Annotated in this window: 14 protein-coding genes and 1 tRNA gene; 5 read left to right on the top strand and 10 right to left on the bottom strand. The window is 74.1% G+C overall.

Annotation, left to right across the window (positions count from 1 at the left end; translation table 11 throughout):
* The first annotated feature begins 119 nt into the window (after nt 1-119).
* Entirely contained in the window at nt 120-950 is an 831-nt protein-coding gene (locus tag KKZ08_RS14130; RefSeq protein WP_223774786.1) for an aspartate/glutamate racemase family protein, read from the top strand.
* Nucleotides 947-1693, top strand: coding sequence for a decarboxylase (locus KKZ08_RS14125; protein ID WP_223774785.1), 747 nt, complete (start codon nt 947-949; stop codon nt 1691-1693). The genes KKZ08_RS14130 and KKZ08_RS14125 overlap by 4 nt, the downstream gene beginning before the upstream one ends.
* A 12-nt stretch (nt 1694-1705) precedes the next feature.
* Here KKZ08_RS14125 and KKZ08_RS14120 read toward each other — a convergent pair whose 3' ends face one another.
* Together KKZ08_RS14120 and KKZ08_RS14115 are read right to left on the bottom strand one after the other, a co-directional pair.
* Nucleotides 1706-1897 carry a hypothetical protein gene (locus KKZ08_RS14120; protein ID WP_223779047.1) on the bottom strand — a complete coding sequence of 64 codons (192 nt, stop codon included), beginning with the start codon at nt 1895-1897 and terminating at the stop codon, nt 1706-1708.
* Nucleotides 1898-1962: 65 nt separating this feature from the next.
* Nucleotides 1963-2211 carry a hypothetical protein gene (locus KKZ08_RS14115; protein ID WP_223774784.1) on the bottom strand — a complete coding sequence of 83 codons (249 nt, stop codon included), beginning with the start codon at nt 2209-2211 and terminating at the stop codon, nt 1963-1965.
* A 185-nt stretch (nt 2212-2396) separates the two neighbouring features.
* Here KKZ08_RS14115 and KKZ08_RS14110 point away from each other — a divergent pair, with 185 nt between their 5' ends.
* Nucleotides 2397-3470 carry an LLM class flavin-dependent oxidoreductase gene (locus tag KKZ08_RS14110; protein ID WP_223779046.1) on the top strand — a complete coding sequence of 358 codons (1074 nt, stop codon included), beginning with the start codon at nt 2397-2399 and terminating at the stop codon, nt 3468-3470.
* A gap of 369 nt (nt 3471-3839) precedes the next feature.
* Here KKZ08_RS14110 and KKZ08_RS14105 read toward each other — a convergent pair whose 3' ends face one another.
* Nucleotides 3840-5807 carry an EAL domain-containing protein gene (locus tag KKZ08_RS14105; protein ID WP_223774783.1) on the bottom strand — a complete coding sequence of 656 codons (1968 nt, stop codon included), beginning with the start codon at nt 5805-5807 and terminating at the stop codon, nt 3840-3842.
* Nucleotides 5808-6026: 219 nt separating this feature from the next.
* Here KKZ08_RS14105 and KKZ08_RS14100 point away from each other — a divergent pair, with 219 nt between their 5' ends.
* A complete protein-coding gene (locus KKZ08_RS14100; RefSeq protein WP_223774782.1) occupies nt 6027-7325 on the top strand; it encodes a M6 family metalloprotease domain-containing protein in 1299 nt (432 codons plus the stop codon).
* Between the two features lie 73 nt (nt 7326-7398).
* Here the strand turns inward: KKZ08_RS14100 and KKZ08_RS14095 are convergent.
* The 6 genes from KKZ08_RS14095 to KKZ08_RS14070 all read right to left on the bottom strand — a co-directional run bounded on the left by KKZ08_RS14095 (nt 7399) and on the right by KKZ08_RS14070 (nt 13860).
* Nucleotides 7399-7472, bottom strand: a tRNA-Lys gene (locus KKZ08_RS14095).
* Complete coding sequence (locus tag KKZ08_RS14090) at nt 7463-8095, bottom strand: bifunctional DNA primase/polymerase (RefSeq protein ID WP_223774781.1); 633 nt, start codon at nt 8093-8095, stop codon at nt 7463-7465. Before KKZ08_RS14090 ends, KKZ08_RS14095 begins: the two co-directional genes overlap by 10 nt.
* 108 nt (nt 8096-8203) lie before the next feature.
* Nucleotides 8204-8557: a hypothetical protein gene (locus tag KKZ08_RS14085; RefSeq protein WP_223774780.1), complete on the bottom strand. Its 354-nt coding sequence runs from the start codon at nt 8555-8557 to the stop codon at nt 8204-8206.
* Between the two features lie 236 nt (nt 8558-8793).
* Nucleotides 8794-10155: an AAA family ATPase gene (locus KKZ08_RS14080; protein ID WP_223774779.1), complete on the bottom strand. Its 1362-nt coding sequence runs from the start codon at nt 10153-10155 to the stop codon at nt 8794-8796.
* Nucleotides 10155-11750 (bottom strand): hypothetical protein, encoded by a 1596-nt coding sequence (locus KKZ08_RS14075; RefSeq protein WP_223779045.1) that lies wholly within the window; start codon nt 11748-11750, stop codon nt 10155-10157. Before KKZ08_RS14075 ends, KKZ08_RS14080 begins: the two co-directional genes overlap by 1 nt.
* Nucleotides 11751-12906: 1156 nt before the next feature.
* A complete protein-coding gene (locus KKZ08_RS14070) occupies nt 12907-13860 on the bottom strand; it encodes a phosphatase PAP2 family protein (protein WP_223774778.1) in 954 nt (317 codons plus the stop codon).
* Nucleotides 13861-14080: 220 nt separating this feature from the next.
* Between KKZ08_RS14070 and KKZ08_RS14065 the strand changes: the two genes are divergently transcribed.
* The gene (locus KKZ08_RS14065; protein WP_223774777.1) at nt 14081-14674 is read left to right on the top strand and encodes a histidine phosphatase family protein; all 594 of its coding nucleotides are present in this window, start codon (nt 14081-14083) and stop codon (nt 14672-14674) included.
* Nucleotides 14675-14701: 27 nt separating this feature from the next.
* Here the strand turns inward: KKZ08_RS14065 and KKZ08_RS14060 are convergent, their stop codons facing one another.
* Complete coding sequence (locus tag KKZ08_RS14060) at nt 14702-16231, bottom strand: hypothetical protein (RefSeq protein WP_223774776.1); 1530 nt, start codon at nt 16229-16231, stop codon at nt 14702-14704.
* Nucleotides 16232-16318 lie beyond the last annotated feature (87 nt).

Below are 16318 nucleotides of genomic sequence, written 5' to 3'. Positions count from 1 at the left end.
ACCCATCCGCTCCTTTCTCCGTGCGCGCGTGCGCACCGCAGGTCCCGGCGCCCTCGCCGGGCAGCTCGTCCCGGCCCCCGGCCGGTCCCTGATCCCACGCACGAACTTGGGGCCTGCTCATGGACGTCTCCTTCCTCGGCGGACCGCACCCACAACGAGGTGTGGGTGTCGTCGCCCCCTTCGACTTCGCCCTCGACCGCGAGCTGTGGCGCTGGGTCCCGGACGAGGTCTCCCTCCACCTCACCCGCACCCCGTACGTGCCCGTCGAGGTCAGCCTGGACCTGGCGCGCCTGGTCAGCGAGCACGAGACGCTCGCCGACGCGGTCCGCGCGCTGACCGTCGCGGAGCCCGAAGTCCTCGCGTACGCCTGCACGTCGGGCAGCTTCGTCGGCGGCACCGCCGGGGAGCGGGCGATGTGCGAGGCCATGACCCGCGAGGGCGCGGTCGCCTCCGTGACCACCTCCGGCGCGCTCCTCGAAGCCCTGGCGGAACTGGGCGCCCGGCGCGTCGCCCTCGTCACGCCCTACACCTGGTCGGTGACGCAGGCCCTGGAGGAGTACCTGGCCGAGGCGGGCGTGGTCGTCACGGCCCGCGCCTACCTGGGGCTGACCCGGCACATCTGGAAGGTCCCCTACCGGGACGTGGCCGACATGGCGCGCCGCGCGGTCGAGGGCGGGGCGGACGCCCTCTTCATCAGCTGCACGAACCTCCCCACGTACGACGTGATCCCGCAACTGGAAGCGGAACTGCGCATGCCGGTGATCTCGGCGAACCAGGTGACGATGTGGTCGGCCCTGCGTCGGCTGGGTACGCGTGCGGTAGGGCCTTATCAGGCACTGATCGACCCGGGGGCACGGCCGGGCGCGAGTCCGCTGAATCCGCCGCCCCCACAGGGCCTGCCCGAAGGACCACCCGCGGGACCACCCGCAGAAGGAGGAGGCTGGACGTGACGGCACTCGGATTTCTCTACCCGGGGCACTCGGCCGAGGACGACTACCCCCGCATGGAGCAGATGCTCGGCAGCGATGTCCGGCTTCAGGTCGTCCACACGGACATCGGCGAGGACGCGCACCGGGTCGACGCGCTCCTGGAGATGGGCTCGGCCGCGCGGCTCGCCGCCGGCGTCGAGGAGCTGCGGCTCTCCGGCGCGGAGGCGGTCGTGTGGGCGTGCACCAGCGGCAGCTTCGTCCACGGCTGGGAGGGCGCGCACGAGCAGGTGCGCGGCCTCGCCCTCGCGGCGGGCCTGCCCGCCTCGTCGACGTCGTTCGCCTTCGCCCACGCCGTACGCGAGGTGGGCGCGGCCCGCGTCGCGATCGCGGCGACGTACCCGGACGACGTGGCCGCGCACTTCACGGCGTTCCTGAAGTCGGCGGGCACGGAGGTCGTCTCGACACGGGGGAGCGGCATCATCACGGCGGCGGAGGTCGGCACCTGGGGCCGCGAGGAGGTCCTCGCGCTCGCCCGCGACGGCGACCACCCGGACGCGCAGGCGCTGCTCCTGCCGGACACGGCGCTGCACACGGCGGCGCACGTCCGCGAGCTGGAGGCGGCCGTCGGCAAGCCGGTCCTGACGGCCAACCAGGTCACGGTCTGGGAGGCGCTGCGGCTCGCCGAGCGCCGGGTGAACGCCCCGGAGCTGGGCTCGCTGTTCACGAGGGAACCGGTGGTCCAGGCCGACGGCGGCACTCCCTAGGGGGCAGGGGCGTCAGGGGCTGAGGATCAGTCTGACCACCGTTAACGTCTGGACCGACCCGGAGACGTAGTACAGGACGATGGCACCCTCGACGGTCGCCTCCCTGCGGTCCTGCTCGCCCCGTACGGGCGTCGAGCCGTGGCCGTACGGGTCGCGGCCGATCGTGCGTGTCAGCGCGGCGCGGAACGCCTCGGGGTCGCCCATCTTGGCGAGGGTGTCGTCCGCGGGCGGCGCGTAGGTGATCCGGTGGGCCCGGCGGTGGCGGGGGCTCACGCCGTTCCCCGCCGCTCGGCCTCGTCGGAGGCGAGCCGCGCGAGCCGCGCCTCGGCGTCCGGATCGGGCACGGCCTCCAGCATCCAGTGCCGCATCACGGCGTGGATCTCGTCGACCCCGGCGGCGTTGATGGCCCGGTCGAACTCCGCGCGCCGGTCCTCGGGCAGGGCGGCGCGGATGTCCGGGATGGTGTTGGGCACCTCGACCTCGACTCCGTCGACCAGTGTCTTCAGGGGATCAGCCATGGCGGCACGGTACTGGTACGAGGCGCCGGCCGGGGCGCGGCCATGGCCCCGGAATAAAACGGAGTGTGCCTCCTGTTGTGCTCTCCCGTACCCACGTGACGTACATACGCAGTGCAGGAGGCACCCCAGTGACAGTGGACCCGACCGGCGACGGCACCCGCGACGACGGCACCCGCGGTGACGGTATCCGGGGTGAGCGGCAGGGCACCGCGCCCGTTCCCCTGTCCGTCCTCGACCTCGTCACCGTCGGCGCCGGGCGCACCGCTACCGACGCGCTGCGCACCAGCGTCGAGATCGCGGGGCTCGCCGAGGCCCGCGGCTACCACCGCTACTGGGTGGCCGAGCACCACTCCATGCCGGGCGTCGCGTCCTCCTCACCGGCCGTGATCCTCGCCCACCTCGCCGCCCACACCGACCGCATCCGGCTCGGCTCCGGCGGCGTCATGCTGCCCAACCACGCCCCGCTCGTCATCGCCGAGCAGTTCGGCACCCTGGAGGCGATGGCCCCCGGCCGCGTCGACCTCGGCCTCGGCCGCGCCCCCGGCACGGACGGCGCCACCGCCGCCGCGCTGCGCCGCTCGGACCGGCTGAGCGAGGGCGCCGACGAGTTCCCGCAGCAACTGGCCGAGCTGACGCGCTTCTTGGACGACGACTTCCCGGACGGCCACCCCTACCGGCGCATCCACGCCGTGCCGGGACCGATCCAGGCGACCTCGCCCGGCGGTGTCCAGTCCCCGCACCGGCCGCCGCTGTGGCTGCTCGGCTCCTCCGGTTTCAGCGCGCGCCTCGCCGGTGTCCTCGGCCTGCCGTTCGCCTTCGCGCACCACTTCTCGGCGCAGAACACCGTCCCGGCGCTGGACCTCTACCGCGAGTCGTTCAAGCCCTCCGCGGTGCTCGACGCCCCCTACGCCCTCATCGGCGTCTCGGCGCTCGCCACGGACGACGAGAACGAGGCCCGCCGCCAGGTCATGGCCGCCGCCCTGAACATGGTCCGCCTGCGCACCGGGCGTCCCGGCCTGGTCCCCACCCCGGAGGAGGCGGAGGCGTACGAATTCAACGAGATGGAGCGGGAGTTCGTCGCGAGCTGGAACGCCAACGTCATCCATGGCACCGCCGACCAGGTCCGCACCGGCCTCGACGACCTCGCCAAGCGGACGGGGGCGGATGAGCTGATGATCACGGGCAACGCGCACGGTGGTGACATCCGTCTGCGGTCGTACGAGCTGATCGCGGACGCGTACGGGTTGCCCCGGGCGTAGCCCCGTAAGGGGCGCGCTCAGCCCCTTGCGGGCCGCACCGGCTGGTGTGCGGGATTGCGCAGACGCGTCTGCCTGTGACGGTGCGCCTGCGTGTGCGGGTGGGACGGGGGTTGCTCGCGCAGTTCCTCGCGCCCCTGGGGGGCGGTCGTCGGCCGTAGGGCCCCGTAAGGGGGCGCGGGGAACTGCGCGCTCAGCCCCTTGCGGGCCGCAGCGGCTGGTGTGCGGGATTGTGCAGACGCGTCAGTTCCTCGCGCCCCTGAAACCACCGCCCCGTAAGGGGCGCGGGGAACTGCGCGAGCAACCCCGCTCGGTCCGCACCCGCGCGCGGCGGGCTGTGGGCAGATGCGTCCGCGTGGTCCCCTGCGGCTCTCAGTGGGCTGGGCGCGCAGTTCCTCGCGCCCCTGACGGGGCGGCGGTCGTGGTGCGCAGCAGTAGGGAGATGCGGTCCGCCGGGACCGGGCGGGAGTAGAGCCAGCCCTGCCCCGTGTCGCAGCCGATCCGCCGCAGCCGCGCGGCCTGCGCCGCCGTCTCCACGCACTCCGCGGTGACCGTGATCCCCAGGCGGTGGGCCAGCTGCACCAGCGCCTCGACGATGACCTCGTCGGCGGGGTTGGTGTGCGTCTCCCCCTCCCCGTACTGGAAGCCCCGTACGAAGGACCCGTCCAGCTTCAGGACCGACACCGGCAGCCGGCTCAGGTAGGCCAGGTTCGAGTACCCCGTGCCGAAGTCGTCGATGGCGATCCGCACCCCCATGTCACTGAGCGCCTGGAGGGCCTGGAGGGGACGGCCCGCCGAGCCCATGACGGCGGACTCGGTCAGCTCCAGCTGGAGCAGCCGGGCCGGCAGGCCCGTCTCGGCGAGGATCTCCGCCACGTCCGCGACCAGGTCGGAGTCCCACACCTGCCGCACCGCCACGTTCACGCTCACGAACACGGGCTCCCGCTCGGGGTGCGCGACCTGCCACCGCCGGGCCTGCCGGCAGGCGGTCCGCAGCACCCAGCGGCCGAGCTGCACGATCGAACCGTCCTCTTCCGCCAATCCGATGAACCGATTCGGCGTCAACAGACCGAACTGCGGATGCCGCCACCGCACCAGCGCCTCGACGCCCCGCAGGCCCTCGTCGTCCAGACCCACCAGCGGCTGGTAGTCCAGGACGAACTCGTCGCGCTCCACGGCGGGCCGCAGCGAACTGGAGAGCGTCTGGCGGGTCATGCGGTGGGCGTTGCGCTCCGGGTCGAAGAGCGTCCAGCGGGCCTTGCCGTCCGTCTTCGCCCAGTACAGCGTGGTGTCGGCGGCCTGCATGAGCCCCGTCGTGGTGGTGCCCGCGGCCCGCCGCTCCACCACGCCGATGGAGGCGGAGACGGAGAGCCGCTGACCGGCGAGGTCGAACGGCTCCTGGAGAGCCTTCAGCGCCGCCTCGGCGAGGTCCGCCAGCTGTTCGGTCCCGGTCGAGTCCTCCACGAGCAGCGCGAACTCGTCACCCCCGAGGCGCGCCACCAGCGGCGCCGTCACCGCGCCGTACCCGGCCCGGTCGGCGCAGCGCGTGAGCCGCTCCGCGACGGCGGCGAGCAGCCGGTCGCCGACCCGGTGGCCGAGGGTGTCGTTGACCGCCTTGAACCCGTCGAGGTCCAGGTAGCACAGGCCGACCCGGCCGGTGCTCGTGTCGTCGTACGCGCCCGCTTCGAGGGCGGCCGCCAGGCGTTCGAAGAAGAGGTTGCGGTTGGGCAGTCGCGTCACCGGGTCGTGCATCTGCACATGGCGCAGCCGGGCCTGCAACTCGCGGCGCGCGCTGATGTCGGCGGCGGAGAGCAGGACCGTCCTGCCCTCGCGCCGCTCGGCGGACTCCGGCATCGGCGTGACCGTGATCTGCACCCACAGCGAGTGCCCGTCGGGATGTTTCAGCCGTCGCGTGCAGCGCAGCTTCGCCTGCCGGCCGCGGAGCACCTCGCGGTACGCGTGCCACGTACGGGCGTCGGAGGCGAGGTCGACCAGATCGGCGGCGACGCACCCATCGAGCCCTCCGGGGCCTGCGCCGAGGAGCGTGCCGAGGGCGTCGTTGGCGCAGACGACCAGTCCCTCGCCGTCGACAACGGCCAGCGGGAGGGGGGCGTGCGCGAAGGCGCCGCGGTAGTCGGCCCGTTCCGGGCCGCGACGTTCTGTGACGACAGGACGGGCTCGGCCGGGTGCAGTGGCCGCCATGGGGGTGGGCCCTTGGGACGTTCCGTTCACCGCTTGCTCCCGCAGTGCAGTTGTTCTCGAACAGGTCTCGTCGGGCGGCGGGCAGGGGGCGGACGGCGGTGTGGGGGCCGGGCCCGCGCTGGAAAGTGTGCCGATCATAGAGGCCCGCCTGAGGGGCTATCCAGCCATGTGACCGGACCGGGTGGGGCCCGTCGGCGATGGCAGATCGTTTCTGCTCGGCAGTGAACTGGTTCCTGCAAGGCCCGATCGCTTGTGGCGTTCCGTGAGCGGTCGGGGTGTCGCCCCGCTGCCCGCCGCTCACCCGGAAGGGCCAGACAAACAGGGCGAAGTTCAACAAAACATCACAAGGTGGGTGGGGTGTCCCGCATTCCGCACCCGGAGGTCGACGTGCCGCGTCAGCTCCCCCCCAGGGGACTCACCCGTGGAGGGAGGAACCCCAGGCCAGGAGGGAACCACCGGCTGCGCAGCACCGCGGCGATGCTCACCTCGCTGACCGCCCTCGCCGCCACCTCGCTCGTCGCGGGGCCCGCCATCGCCGAGTCCGTCGCGGGACCGTGCGCCCTGCGCCGCACCGCCGCGCATCACTCGGAGGGCCTCGACACCTGGAACGCCGCCTATCCGCGCCCGGCCAGGACCCTGGACGCGGTCATGGTCTTCCTGTCCTTCCCGGACTCCCCGCCGCTGACCACGCCCGAGGAGCTGGCCGCCGACCACTTCCCCGCCACCAGCCGCTTCTTCGAACAGGCCTCCTACGGAAAGTTCAGGCTCCAGCCGCATCCGCGGCCCGAGTGGGTGCAGATGCCGCGGAACTCCCTCGCGTACGCGATAAAGCGCGACTGGAACGCCCAGCGCCGCGCCGCCTACCTGCGGGACGCGCTGGCCGCCGCCGATCCGCACGTGGACTTCTCCGGGTACGACATCGTCTACTTCGTCGCGGACCCGGACGCGCCCGGCGTCGACTCGGACGCCACGAAGGTCGTGAACTTCGACCGGCCGATGCGGGCCGACGGCACGGACATCCGGCGCATCGTCACCGTCTTCGAGCGCCACCCGCCGGACCGCAACGTCCTGGCCCACGAGACCGGCCACGTCTTCGACCTGCCCGACCTCTACCACCGGCCGACCGACGGCAAGGGCGACTGGGACACCCACGTGGGCGACTGGGACGTCATGGGCAGCCAGTTCGGCCTCGCCCCCGACCTCTTCGGCTGGCACAAGTGGAAACTGGGCTGGCTGGAGCCGCGGCAGGTGCGCTGCGTGGCGGCGGGCACCGGGCGGCTGACCCTGGAGCCGCTGGCGGCGGAGCCCGCGCGGGGGGCGCTCGGCGGCACCAGGCTGGCCGTGCTCCGTACGGGCCGGGACTCCGCGATCGCACTGGAGGCGCGGACCGCCGCGGGCAACGACCACGCGACGTGCACGGAGGGCGTGCTCGTCTACGAGGTGCGGGGTGAGACGGCCTCGGGGGACGGCCCCGTGAAGGTCGTCGACGCCCATCCGGAGTCGGAGTCCTGCTGGGGCGACTCGGTGTATCCGCAGCTGGCGGACGCCCCGGTGCGGGAGGGGGAGACCTTCACGGTGCCGGGGGAGGCGATCCGCGTCGAGGTGGAGGGGCGGACGGCTTCGGGGGCCTGGACGGTGAAGGTCACGGTGGGCTGACGCCCTCCGGCGCGGGCGAGGCCCCGGCAACGCAAGAAGCCCCTCGCTCTCGCGAGGGGCTTCTTGCTGTCTGTGCGCCGCCAGGGACTCGAACCCCGGACCCGCTGATTAAGAGTCAGCTGCTCTAACCAACTGAGCTAGCGGCGCCTGCTGACGTCGTAGACCTTAGCATCCTGATCGGCGCCAGGAAAAATCGATATGCGGACCGTGGAGGAGGCCACCGAGCGGGCCGCCCGGACGCAGGCCCAGAGCATCACGTCGGGGCCGGGCAGCCAGGGATGGCGGGTGTCGGGGGCCACCAGCCAGCGCGAATCGAGACGGGCGTTCTCGGGTGCGGCGTCCTCGGCGGTGATGTCGGCGGCGGTCGTGAGCGGGGGCACGGTGATGGCGTCGCCCGTGCCGTGGCAGAGCACGGAGGGGACCGCACGGCCCCACTCCTCCCACTCCAGGAGCGAGGGCAGGCGCGGCGCGGTGCCGGGGGCGGCGAACAGGAGCATGCGGCCGCGGTGGGCGGCGACGGGGCCCGAGCCCGGGCCCTCCTCCCATAAGCGGTCGAGCATCCGCCGGCCGAAGACCGCGGGGACGCTCACCACGTCGAAGGCGGACCCGCAGGGCAGGACGGCGGGCGCGGTCGGCCGGGCGCGCCAGTGGCTGAGCGCGCTGCGCGGGTACGTCTCGGCCGAGGCGAGCCAGGCGGCGCCCTCGGCGGTGACGCGGCAGGCGTCGCGGGAGGTCCGGGCGGGGGTGAGGGTGCGGGTGCGGGCGCTCATGACAGGAACGTCTACCGGTAGTGAGCGTCCCCGTTCGGAGAGTTGCCGAAAGCCGGGACAGTGCCGGGCGAAGTGGAGTACCTTGCCCCCGGGCATATGCCGTTCGCACTAACCCTGCCGGTCGGCTCCTCCGCGCAGGAGGTCACGGCCGAACTCGACCATCTTCTTCGCGTAGTCCTCGGTCCACTCGGCGCGCTCCGCGATCGTCGCGGTCGTCAGCCGGTCGAAGCGGCGGGGATCGGCGAGCTGCGCGGCCGCCATTGCCTGGAACTCGACGGACCGGTCCGTAGCGGCGCGGAACGCGTGCGTCAGCTCCGTCGCGCGGTCCAGCAGCTCCCGGGGGTCCTCGATCGACTCCAGGTCGAAGAAGTGCTCGGGATCCGCCGCCGCCTCCGCCGGCTCGAAGAGCAGGGGCGCGGGGCGCATACGCTGCTCGGTCCGGGGCCGCTCGGGCTCCGCCATGGTGTTCCTCCTCGTACGGTGCGTGCCGCCCGCGCGGCGTTGGGCCATCTCCCATTCTCCCCCGCGGCACAAGGGGGCGGCGGCCCCGCCGCCACCAGGGGCGCGGGGAACTGCGCGCTCAGCCCCCGCAGAGCCGCAGCCGCGTCTGCGCGGGGCCCGGCAGATCCGGCGGCGGCGGCTTCCCTTGGGCTCGGCGGCGCCTCCGTCTCCCGCCACCCCCGGCGGGCGCCGCACCCTCACACCGGCCACCTCACCCTGTGCTCCGACAGCCGCGCGAGCACCGCATGGTTCGCCTCCCAGCCGTCCGGGAACTTCACCGTGACGCCCAGCTGAACCGGCTCCGTGGACGGGTGGTCGTCGAGGAGCGCGTCGACGCCCGCACGGCACACCACGATGCACGCGTGCCGGTGCCGCGAGGCAAGGACGCACAGCCGCCCCGTCTCCAAGTGGAACGCCGTGGCGTCCGGGCGCCCCGACAGCGGATGCAGGACGACCGTCACGTCGTACTCACGGCCCTGGAGGCGGTTCGCCGTGTCCACCGTGACGTCCGTGACGCCGAGCTCCGCGAGGGCCGCGCGGACCGCCGCCGCCTGGTCGCGGTGGGCGGTGCCCACCGCGATCCGGTCGGCCGTCAGCGGGGCGGGCTCCGGCCCGCGCTCCGACGTGGCCGCACCGCCCCGGTCCAGCAGGCGCCGCACCACCCGCGCCAGCGCCCGCACGGCCTCCGGGTCCGTACGCGGCGTGTTCCGCGCGGGCAGCTCCAGCAGACCCCAGCCCGCCCGCGCCGCCTCGTCGATCACCCGGTCCGCCGCCGAACCGTCCGACGCCACCGCGAAGTTCAGCGCCCGGTCGCCCGGGCCCGTGCCGCTGCGGAAGGGCGTGTACGGATAGAACGCGCCGGACACCAGCGGCGCCGCCGACGCCGGCAGCCGCCAGGACACCGGAAGGCGGTGCTGCGGCAGCTCGGGGTTGTGGGTCAGCAGCGTCGCCACGGCGGAGGCCGAGGGGTCGTACGACAGGCCCGCCCACTGCTCCGCGCCGACGATCGAGAACGGATCCAGCTGGCCCGGGTCGCCCACGAACAGCGCCCGCTCGAAGAGGCCCGCGACGGCCAGCAGCGCGTCCGACCGCATCTGGTACGCCTCGTCGACAATCGCGTGCCCCCACGGCGCGTCGAGCTGGTCCACCTTGACGTGCGCCCACTTCGCGGCCGTCGAGATGACCACGTCCAGACCGGCCAGGTCACCCGCCTTGGTGGACTTGCGGACGTTCGGCAAGTCGTCGAGCGCCTTGTCGTACGGGTCCGGGTCACTGCTGTGCAGGCGGCCAACCGGAAGCTCCGGGTCCTTCTCGGCGAGGCGCAGCACCAGGTCGTCCACCTGCGCGTTCGTCTGCGCGATCACCATCAGCGGGCGGCCCGCCGCGGCCAGTTCCCGTGCCGCGCGGACCACCAGCGTCGACTTCCCGGCACCGGGCGGGGAGTCGACGACGACGCCGCGGTGCGTGCCGTGCAGCGTGTCGTGGAGGATCGCGTCCGTGGCGCGCGCGGCCTCGGCGCCGGGGTCGAAGGCGTGGCCCGCGGGCGGGGCGAGCTGCATCACAGGGTGTCCTCCGCGGTGACGGGGTCAGGGCTCTCCGCGGCGCCCGACGGCGGGCCGCCGTGGGTCCACGGGGTCGCTTCCGGGTCCGGCAGCTTCGGGCCACCGCGCTGCTCGTGCTCGAACAGCGTCCAGCAGATCCGCTCGCCCTTCTCGGGGACCGACCCCGCGTCGGGCTCCTTGCCGCGGCCCATCTTGTCGACCAGGCGCAGCACGATCGCGTGACCGGGGCCCTCACCCTCGTACGCCACGAACTCGGCCGTCTGCGGCTTGCCCTGGAGCGAGCGGTACACCTTCGTGCGCTCACCGAGGTGCGGGTGGTCGTCCGTGCGGACGGTGACCAGCGGGCGCGGCCTCGGGCTCTTGGCCTCGCTGTACGCCATGACGACCTCGGTCACCTCACCCGCGAAGGCCTCGCCCGCCAGGCGGCGGCCCGCCATCACCAGCGGGTCGTCGAGGGCCTCCTGGGCGTCGAGGCGGGCCTGCTCGCGCTCGCGCGTGGCCAGTTTGTTCGCCGCGGTGATCGCGTCGTCCACGCGGGGCTGCGGGGGCTCGCCCGCCGTCACGCGGTCGCGGTGGCCGGTGAACGACCAGCGGTCGCGGGTCCACCGGTCGGCGTCGTGCGCGGCCACGGGCAGCGTGCACAGGGCGTCCAGGCCGCGCCACACGGCGTCCCAGGTGGGGCGGGTCCTGCTCTCGATCAGGGCGTGGATCTCCCGCTCGGCGGCCGTCAGCCCGGCCAGCCGCGCGTCCGCCTCGACGCCGTCCTGCGCGGCGGCCAGGGCGGTGCGCGCGCGGTCGTAGCGCTCGATGGCGGGGGCCAGCAGGTCGTTGTCGAACGCCGGGTCGGTGGCCGGGCCCGCGGGCGGACACAGCAGCTGGCCGTCCTTGTCGCGCGCCAGTTCGGCGCGGAGCGCGGCCTCGGCGCCCGAGGTGCCCTCCGGGGCCTCGATCCAGGCGAGCAGGGCGCCCAGGTGCTGGTCCTCCAGGCTGGACTGGCCCGTGGCCCAGTGCCGCGAGAGCAGGTCGGTCATGGCGACGAGCAGGGACGAGCCGGGGACGCGGGCACGCTCTCCGAAGTGTGTCAGCCAGCGGCCGAGGAGGGGCACGCGGGGCGGGGCGGGATAGGGCGCGTCGGGGTCCTGCTCGGCGGTGCGGCGAAACCGCATGGAGCGGCCGAGGAGCCGCACGAACTCGATGCCGGCACGGCTCGGGACGATCAGCTGCGGGGCGTCCGCGCACAGTTCGACCTCGACCTTGACGCGCTTGCCGGTCTCGGGGTCGGTCTCACTGCGCTCGGCCGCCTCGACGTCGTCGGCATACGCGTCGATGTACGGCAGGACGGTCTCGGCGAGCCGGGCGAGGAACACGAAGCGCAGGTCGCGGTCGCGGGGCTGCGGTACGACGAGGAGGCGGGGCGCGGTGCGCTCCGTGCCGACGAGCGCGCCCAGCGGTGCGCCCGCCTCGCCGGCGGTGGTCAGCGGGACGAGGACCAGCGGCCGCTGGGAGATGTGCCGGTGGCGCACCGTCGCGCGCGGCTGCGCGCGTCCGGTGCTCACGGCCTCCAGCCGGGCGAGGCTGTCGATCAGCGACACGAGCGGCCTTTCTTCGTCTGCGGGGCGTGGGGGCGCACGGCGGGCGGCGTCAGCGTCACGAAGCCTCCCGTGCACCGGCGCAGCCGCGGCGCCCGCACCCGCCAGCGCCTCGGACCGCAGCGCCGCCGCCCTGCGCAACGTCGCCACCGCCGGGTCGTCCGGGTCGCCCGAGGTGCCCGCGGCCGCCGCGAGGATCTCGCCGATCGTGGTCAGGCCGCCCAGCTCGCCGCGGATCGAGCGGCCCAGGGACGTCACCTCGCCCTCCTCGCGGGCGCGGGTCCGGCAGTGGAAGGCCAGCTCGCAGGCGGCCAGGCACTCGGGGGCGTACGTCGCGGGGACCGCCTCGACCGCCGCCGCCAGCTCGGCGGCGGGGCGGCGCACATCGAAGGTCGTGCCCTCGGGCAGCTGAGCCGCGATGTCCTCGACCCGGGTGAGGCGGGCCAACTGGCGCCTGGTCACCGCCAGTTGCTTGCGGACGTCGATCGCCGACGCCGTGGGGAGGTTCGAGAAGTCCTTGGGGCAGACCAGCAGGACGTCGTGCCGGATGCGGGGCGCCGGGTCCAGGCGCGCGGCCACCCGCTCCAGCGCCAGGGCGTACACCGCGGCCTGGCGGGCCGCCGCGCCCACCTTCGCCGCGTCCGCCGAACCGTCGATCATCGGGAAGGACTTGATCTCCACGACCGTCCAGCCGCCGTCCGGATGGACGACCACCGCGTCCGGCTCCAGGAAGGCGAGGGTCCCCGCGACGTCCAGCGCCAGCATGGGATGGTCGAGGAGCGTCCAGCCGCCGGACTCCGTGGCCTCGCGCAGCGCCAGCGCCGTGCGTGCCGCCCGGCCCTCGGGGCCCGCCGCCGCGAGGTCGGGGACGGCGGACTCACCCGGCACCGGCTCAAAACCGCCGCCGAGGCGCCCGTGCGTCAGCCGCAGCAGCTCCGCGCCGCCGTCCGCCTTGACCCGCGCCTCGAAGGCGTTGCCCCGCATGAACGCGAACTGGGACTGCCCGAAGCCGGAGGGCGCGCCGAGCGACCGGGCGAGCGCCGTCTTGTCCACGCCCGCCCCGTCGAGCAGCGCGCGCCGTCTGCAGCCGGGATTGGCCGCGAGCGCGGCGAGCGCGCGGGCGTCCAGCGGCAGTGCGGGTACGTCACCGCCGCGCAGCTCAGCGAGCCGGTGCCGCAGCGCTGTCCGCCGCGTCGACGGCGTGGACGCTCGGCTCGGCGCCGGGGACGGCACTGTGCTTGCGCTGTCGGGGAAATCGCTCACCCGGCGAAGTCTGGCACTCGCCACTGACAATTGAGGACTCTGGGGCGGACGCGACCGCAGCGGCCCGCGTGAACCGCTCCCGCAGCCGCTCCATCACCGGCCCCGTGAGCCGCTGCACGGGCCGTACGAGCAGCAGCCCGACGCCCATCACGGCGGCGCCCGCGACCGCGTCGAAGAAGTAGTGGTTGGCGGTGCCCATCACGACGAGCGTGGTGATGAGCGGATAGGCGACCGCGGCGGCCCGCACCAGCGGCGAGCGCCCGTGCCGCCACAGCATCACGCCGCACCACAGCGCCCACCCCACGTGGAGGCTCGGCATGGCCGCGTACTGGTTGGTCATGCCGCCGAGCCCGCGCGGCGCGCTCGCCTCGGCTCCCCACCAGCCGTAGTCGCTGTACTGCGCCATGGTGTCGATGAAGCCGTGGCCCGCGCTCAGCAGCCGCGGCGGACACGTCGGCAGGAGCGTGAAGCCGACCAGGCCGATCAGGGTGGAGATCATCAGCCACGCGCGTGCCGCGCGGTAGTGCACCGCGCGGCTGCGGAAGAGCCAGACCAGCACGGCGGGCGTGACGAGATAGTGCAGCGAGGCGTACCAGAAGTCGGCGGGGACGCCGATCCAGGCGTGGGCGGTGAAGAGACGGTTCAGCGGGGTCTCCGCGTCGAGCCGCAGGAACTGCTCGGCCCTGAGGATCCCGACACCGTGGTCGACGGCGCTGGAGACGTCCCCCCGCGCGAGCAGCCGCCCCGCCGAGTACGCGGCGTACACCAGCACGATCAGCGGCAGCTCGGTCCACCAGCGCAACTGGTGCCCGTTTATGCGGCCGGTGCCTGGTACGTCCTTCTTCGGCATCCGGTCGGTCCCCCATCATCTCTGTTCACTCGGTGTGGCCCGGCGCGTCACTTTACGGCGTACGCGAGGACCGCGGGGGTGCCGTCCCCCGGAGGTAGGGGACGCAGGGACCGGCCCAGGGGTTGCCGGGCCGGACGAGGCGTCGATCACGGGTGGGTGATGATGGAGGGGCGGACGCGCCCTGTCCGCGGAGAGCACGAAAAGCTTGGAGAGTCCCCCCATGGCACCCCGCATCCTGCTGGCCCGGCACGGACAGACGGAATGGTCACTGTCCGGGAAACACACCGGCAGGACGGACATCCCGCTCCTCGACGAGGGCCGGCGGGGCGCGAAGCTCCTGGGCGAGCGGCTGCACCGCGCGCCCTACGACGGCCTCCCGGACGTCGAGGTGCGCACGAGTCCGCTCGCCCGCGCGCGGGAGACCTGCGAGATCGCCGGCTTCGGGGACCGCGCCCGCCCGTGGGACACGCTCATGGAGTTCGACTACGGCGACTACGACGGCTTGACCCCGGCCGACATCCAGGCGATGCGGCCCGGCTGGCTCATCTGGCGCGACGGCGTCCCCGGCGGCGAGACGCTCGCACAGGTCTCCGCCCGCGCGGATGAGGTGGTCGAGTGGGCCAGGAGCGCGGACCGCGACGTGCTGGTCTTCGCGCACGGCCACATCCTGCGGGTCATCGGCGCGCGCTGGCTCGGCCTCGACATCGGCTTCGCGGCCCGCATCCGCCTCAACCCGACGTCCCTCTCGGTCCTCGGCTGGGCCTATGGAGAGCCCGCCATCGAGTCGTGGAACGAGACGGGCCACCTGGCCTAGCGGTCCGGGCCTTCACCGGGCGTACGCCTACACGGCCCGCGGCAGCGCGGCGTGCCGCTCCAGGAAGCCGCCCACCCCGGTGGCCCTGCGGTGCGGCAGCAGCACCCGCGCGGTCGCGGCGAGCATCGACTGGATGCGGGACGACTGCACCTCGTCGAGGAGCGCCAGCACCCGCAGGCCCGCCGTCGCCGCCTCGTCGGGGCGTCCCGCGCGCGCCAGGTCGTCGGCCAGCTCGGCGGTGTAGAGCGCGATGTTCCGGGTGAACTGGGGGGTCTGCGCGGAGGCCGTGGCCGCCGCGCGCCGCGCGTGCCGGGCCGCCCGTTCCCAGTCGCCGAGCGCCGACCAGCACTGCGCCTCCAGGCCTTCCAGCTCGGCCGGGCCGTAGAAGCTCATCCACTCCGGGTCGGCGTCCGAGGCCCCCCGCTGGAAGAGGGCGTGCGCACGGGCCAGCGACTGCTCGCAGCCCACGCGGTCGCCGAGCCCCGCCCAGCCCCCGGCCTCACGCAGCGCGAGCAGCGAGAGCAGCCGGTGCGAGCCGCCGTGCCGCGCGGCGTGGGTGCCCGCCTGCGCGGCACGCACGGCCTCCCGGGGGCGCCCGGCGTCGCGCGCGAGGAAGGCGGTGTTGCAGAAGGCGTGCGCCTCCAGGCCGGGGTCTCCGGCGACCCGGGCCGTGGCGAGTGCCTCGGCGTAGTGCGAGCGGGCGTCGTCGAAGCGACCCGAGTCGTGCGCCAACCAGCCCACCGAGATGGCCAGTTCCCCGGCGCAGGCGTGCAGCCGGTCCGAGGCGGACTGCCGGGTGGTGCCCGCGTCGAGCAGGGTGTAGGCGGTGCGCAGCGGGGCGGCGGCGCGCCGGTAGAGGCCGTCGGCGCCGTGCCGGTCGTCGAGCAGCCTGATCTTGCGCACGGCCTCCTCGACCGCGTCTGCCTCGGCCTCGCCGATCCTGCGGCCGCGCCGGGCGGCGGCCTCGGCCGGTCCGCCCAGGGCCAGCCCGATGGGTGCCAGGGACGCGGTGGCCACGGCGGCGGTGGAGCCGGTCATGAATGCGCGACGTTGCACGTCGCTCTCCTCGTGAGTCTGGATCGCGTACGGATCGCAGGCGCGGGGGTCGGACCCGGACGGATGGGACTCGTACAACTGGATCGTGGTGTGCGGCTTGTTCGTGGTGCTGGATCGGTCCGTGGTGCTGGGCCGGTCCGTAATGCTGGGCCGGTGGGGCCCGTGCGGACGGATCACGGCGGGGACGGGCGGCGCCTTGGCGTCGGCGCGCGCTCCCCTGCCGCGGACCTGCGCACGGGGCGCGAACCCCAGGTCGGCCAGCGTCCGGCCCGGGAACATGTGCAGGAACACACGCTCGTAGGCGTAGTTGGGGCAACGGATCTCGCCCGCCTCCACGCGTCCGACGTAGCGCGCGTCGCAGCTGACACGCTCACCGATCTCGCGCGCGGCCCGCCGGACCGCCGCGGCGAACTCGCCGGGCGAGCGCGGTCCGCGCAGCTGCCGGAAGGCAAGGTTCGGTCGCGGGGACTGAGTTGACGATGCCATCGGTGACGACGCCATGGCCGGACCCTCTCGTGCGGAGCGTGCCGGACCGCGCACACGCTGGCGCACTGGACGCGGCACCCGCGCACGGGATTCTCGCGGGGC

Origin of the sequence: Streptomyces sp. 135 (genome assembly GCF_020026305.1) — a bacterium.
In the GTDB taxonomy this organism is placed as follows: Bacteria; Actinomycetota; Actinomycetes; order Streptomycetales; family Streptomycetaceae; genus Streptomyces.
The sequence above is the reverse complement of the archived record's forward strand: the minus strand, read 5'-3'. Positions and strand labels throughout refer to the sequence as shown.

Excerpts from the sequence above, each read along its gene's own strand:
- KKZ08_RS14130 (WP_223774786.1), top strand. The coding sequence starts at position 120 with ATGGACGTCTCCTTCCTCGGCGGACCGCACCCACAACGAGGTGTGGGT.
- KKZ08_RS14120 (WP_223779047.1), bottom strand. The coding sequence starts at position 1,897 with ATGGGCGACCCCGAGGCGTTCCGCGCCGCGCTGACACGCACGATCGGC.
- KKZ08_RS14115 (WP_223774784.1), bottom strand. The coding sequence starts at position 2,211 with ATGGCTGATCCCCTGAAGACACTGGTCGACGGAGTCGAGGTCGAGGTG.
- KKZ08_RS14105 (WP_223774783.1), bottom strand. The coding sequence starts at position 5,807 with ATGATCGGCACACTTTCCAGCGCGGGCCCGGCCCCCACACCGCCGTCC.
- KKZ08_RS14090 (WP_223774781.1), bottom strand. The coding sequence starts at position 8,095 with ATGAGCGCCCGCACCCGCACCCTCACCCCCGCCCGGACCTCCCGCGAC.
- KKZ08_RS14085 (WP_223774780.1), bottom strand. The coding sequence starts at position 8,557 with ATGGCGGAGCCCGAGCGGCCCCGGACCGAGCAGCGTATGCGCCCCGCG.
- KKZ08_RS14080 (WP_223774779.1), bottom strand. The coding sequence starts at position 10,155 with ATGCAGCTCGCCCCGCCCGCGGGCCACGCCTTCGACCCCGGCGCCGAG.
- KKZ08_RS14070 (WP_223774778.1), bottom strand. The coding sequence starts at position 13,860 with ATGCCGAAGAAGGACGTACCAGGCACCGGCCGCATAAACGGGCACCAG.
- KKZ08_RS14065 (WP_223774777.1), top strand. The coding sequence starts at position 14,081 with ATGGCACCCCGCATCCTGCTGGCCCGGCACGGACAGACGGAATGGTCA.
- KKZ08_RS14060 (WP_223774776.1), bottom strand. The coding sequence starts at position 16,231 with ATGGCGTCGTCACCGATGGCATCGTCAACTCAGTCCCCGCGACCGAAC.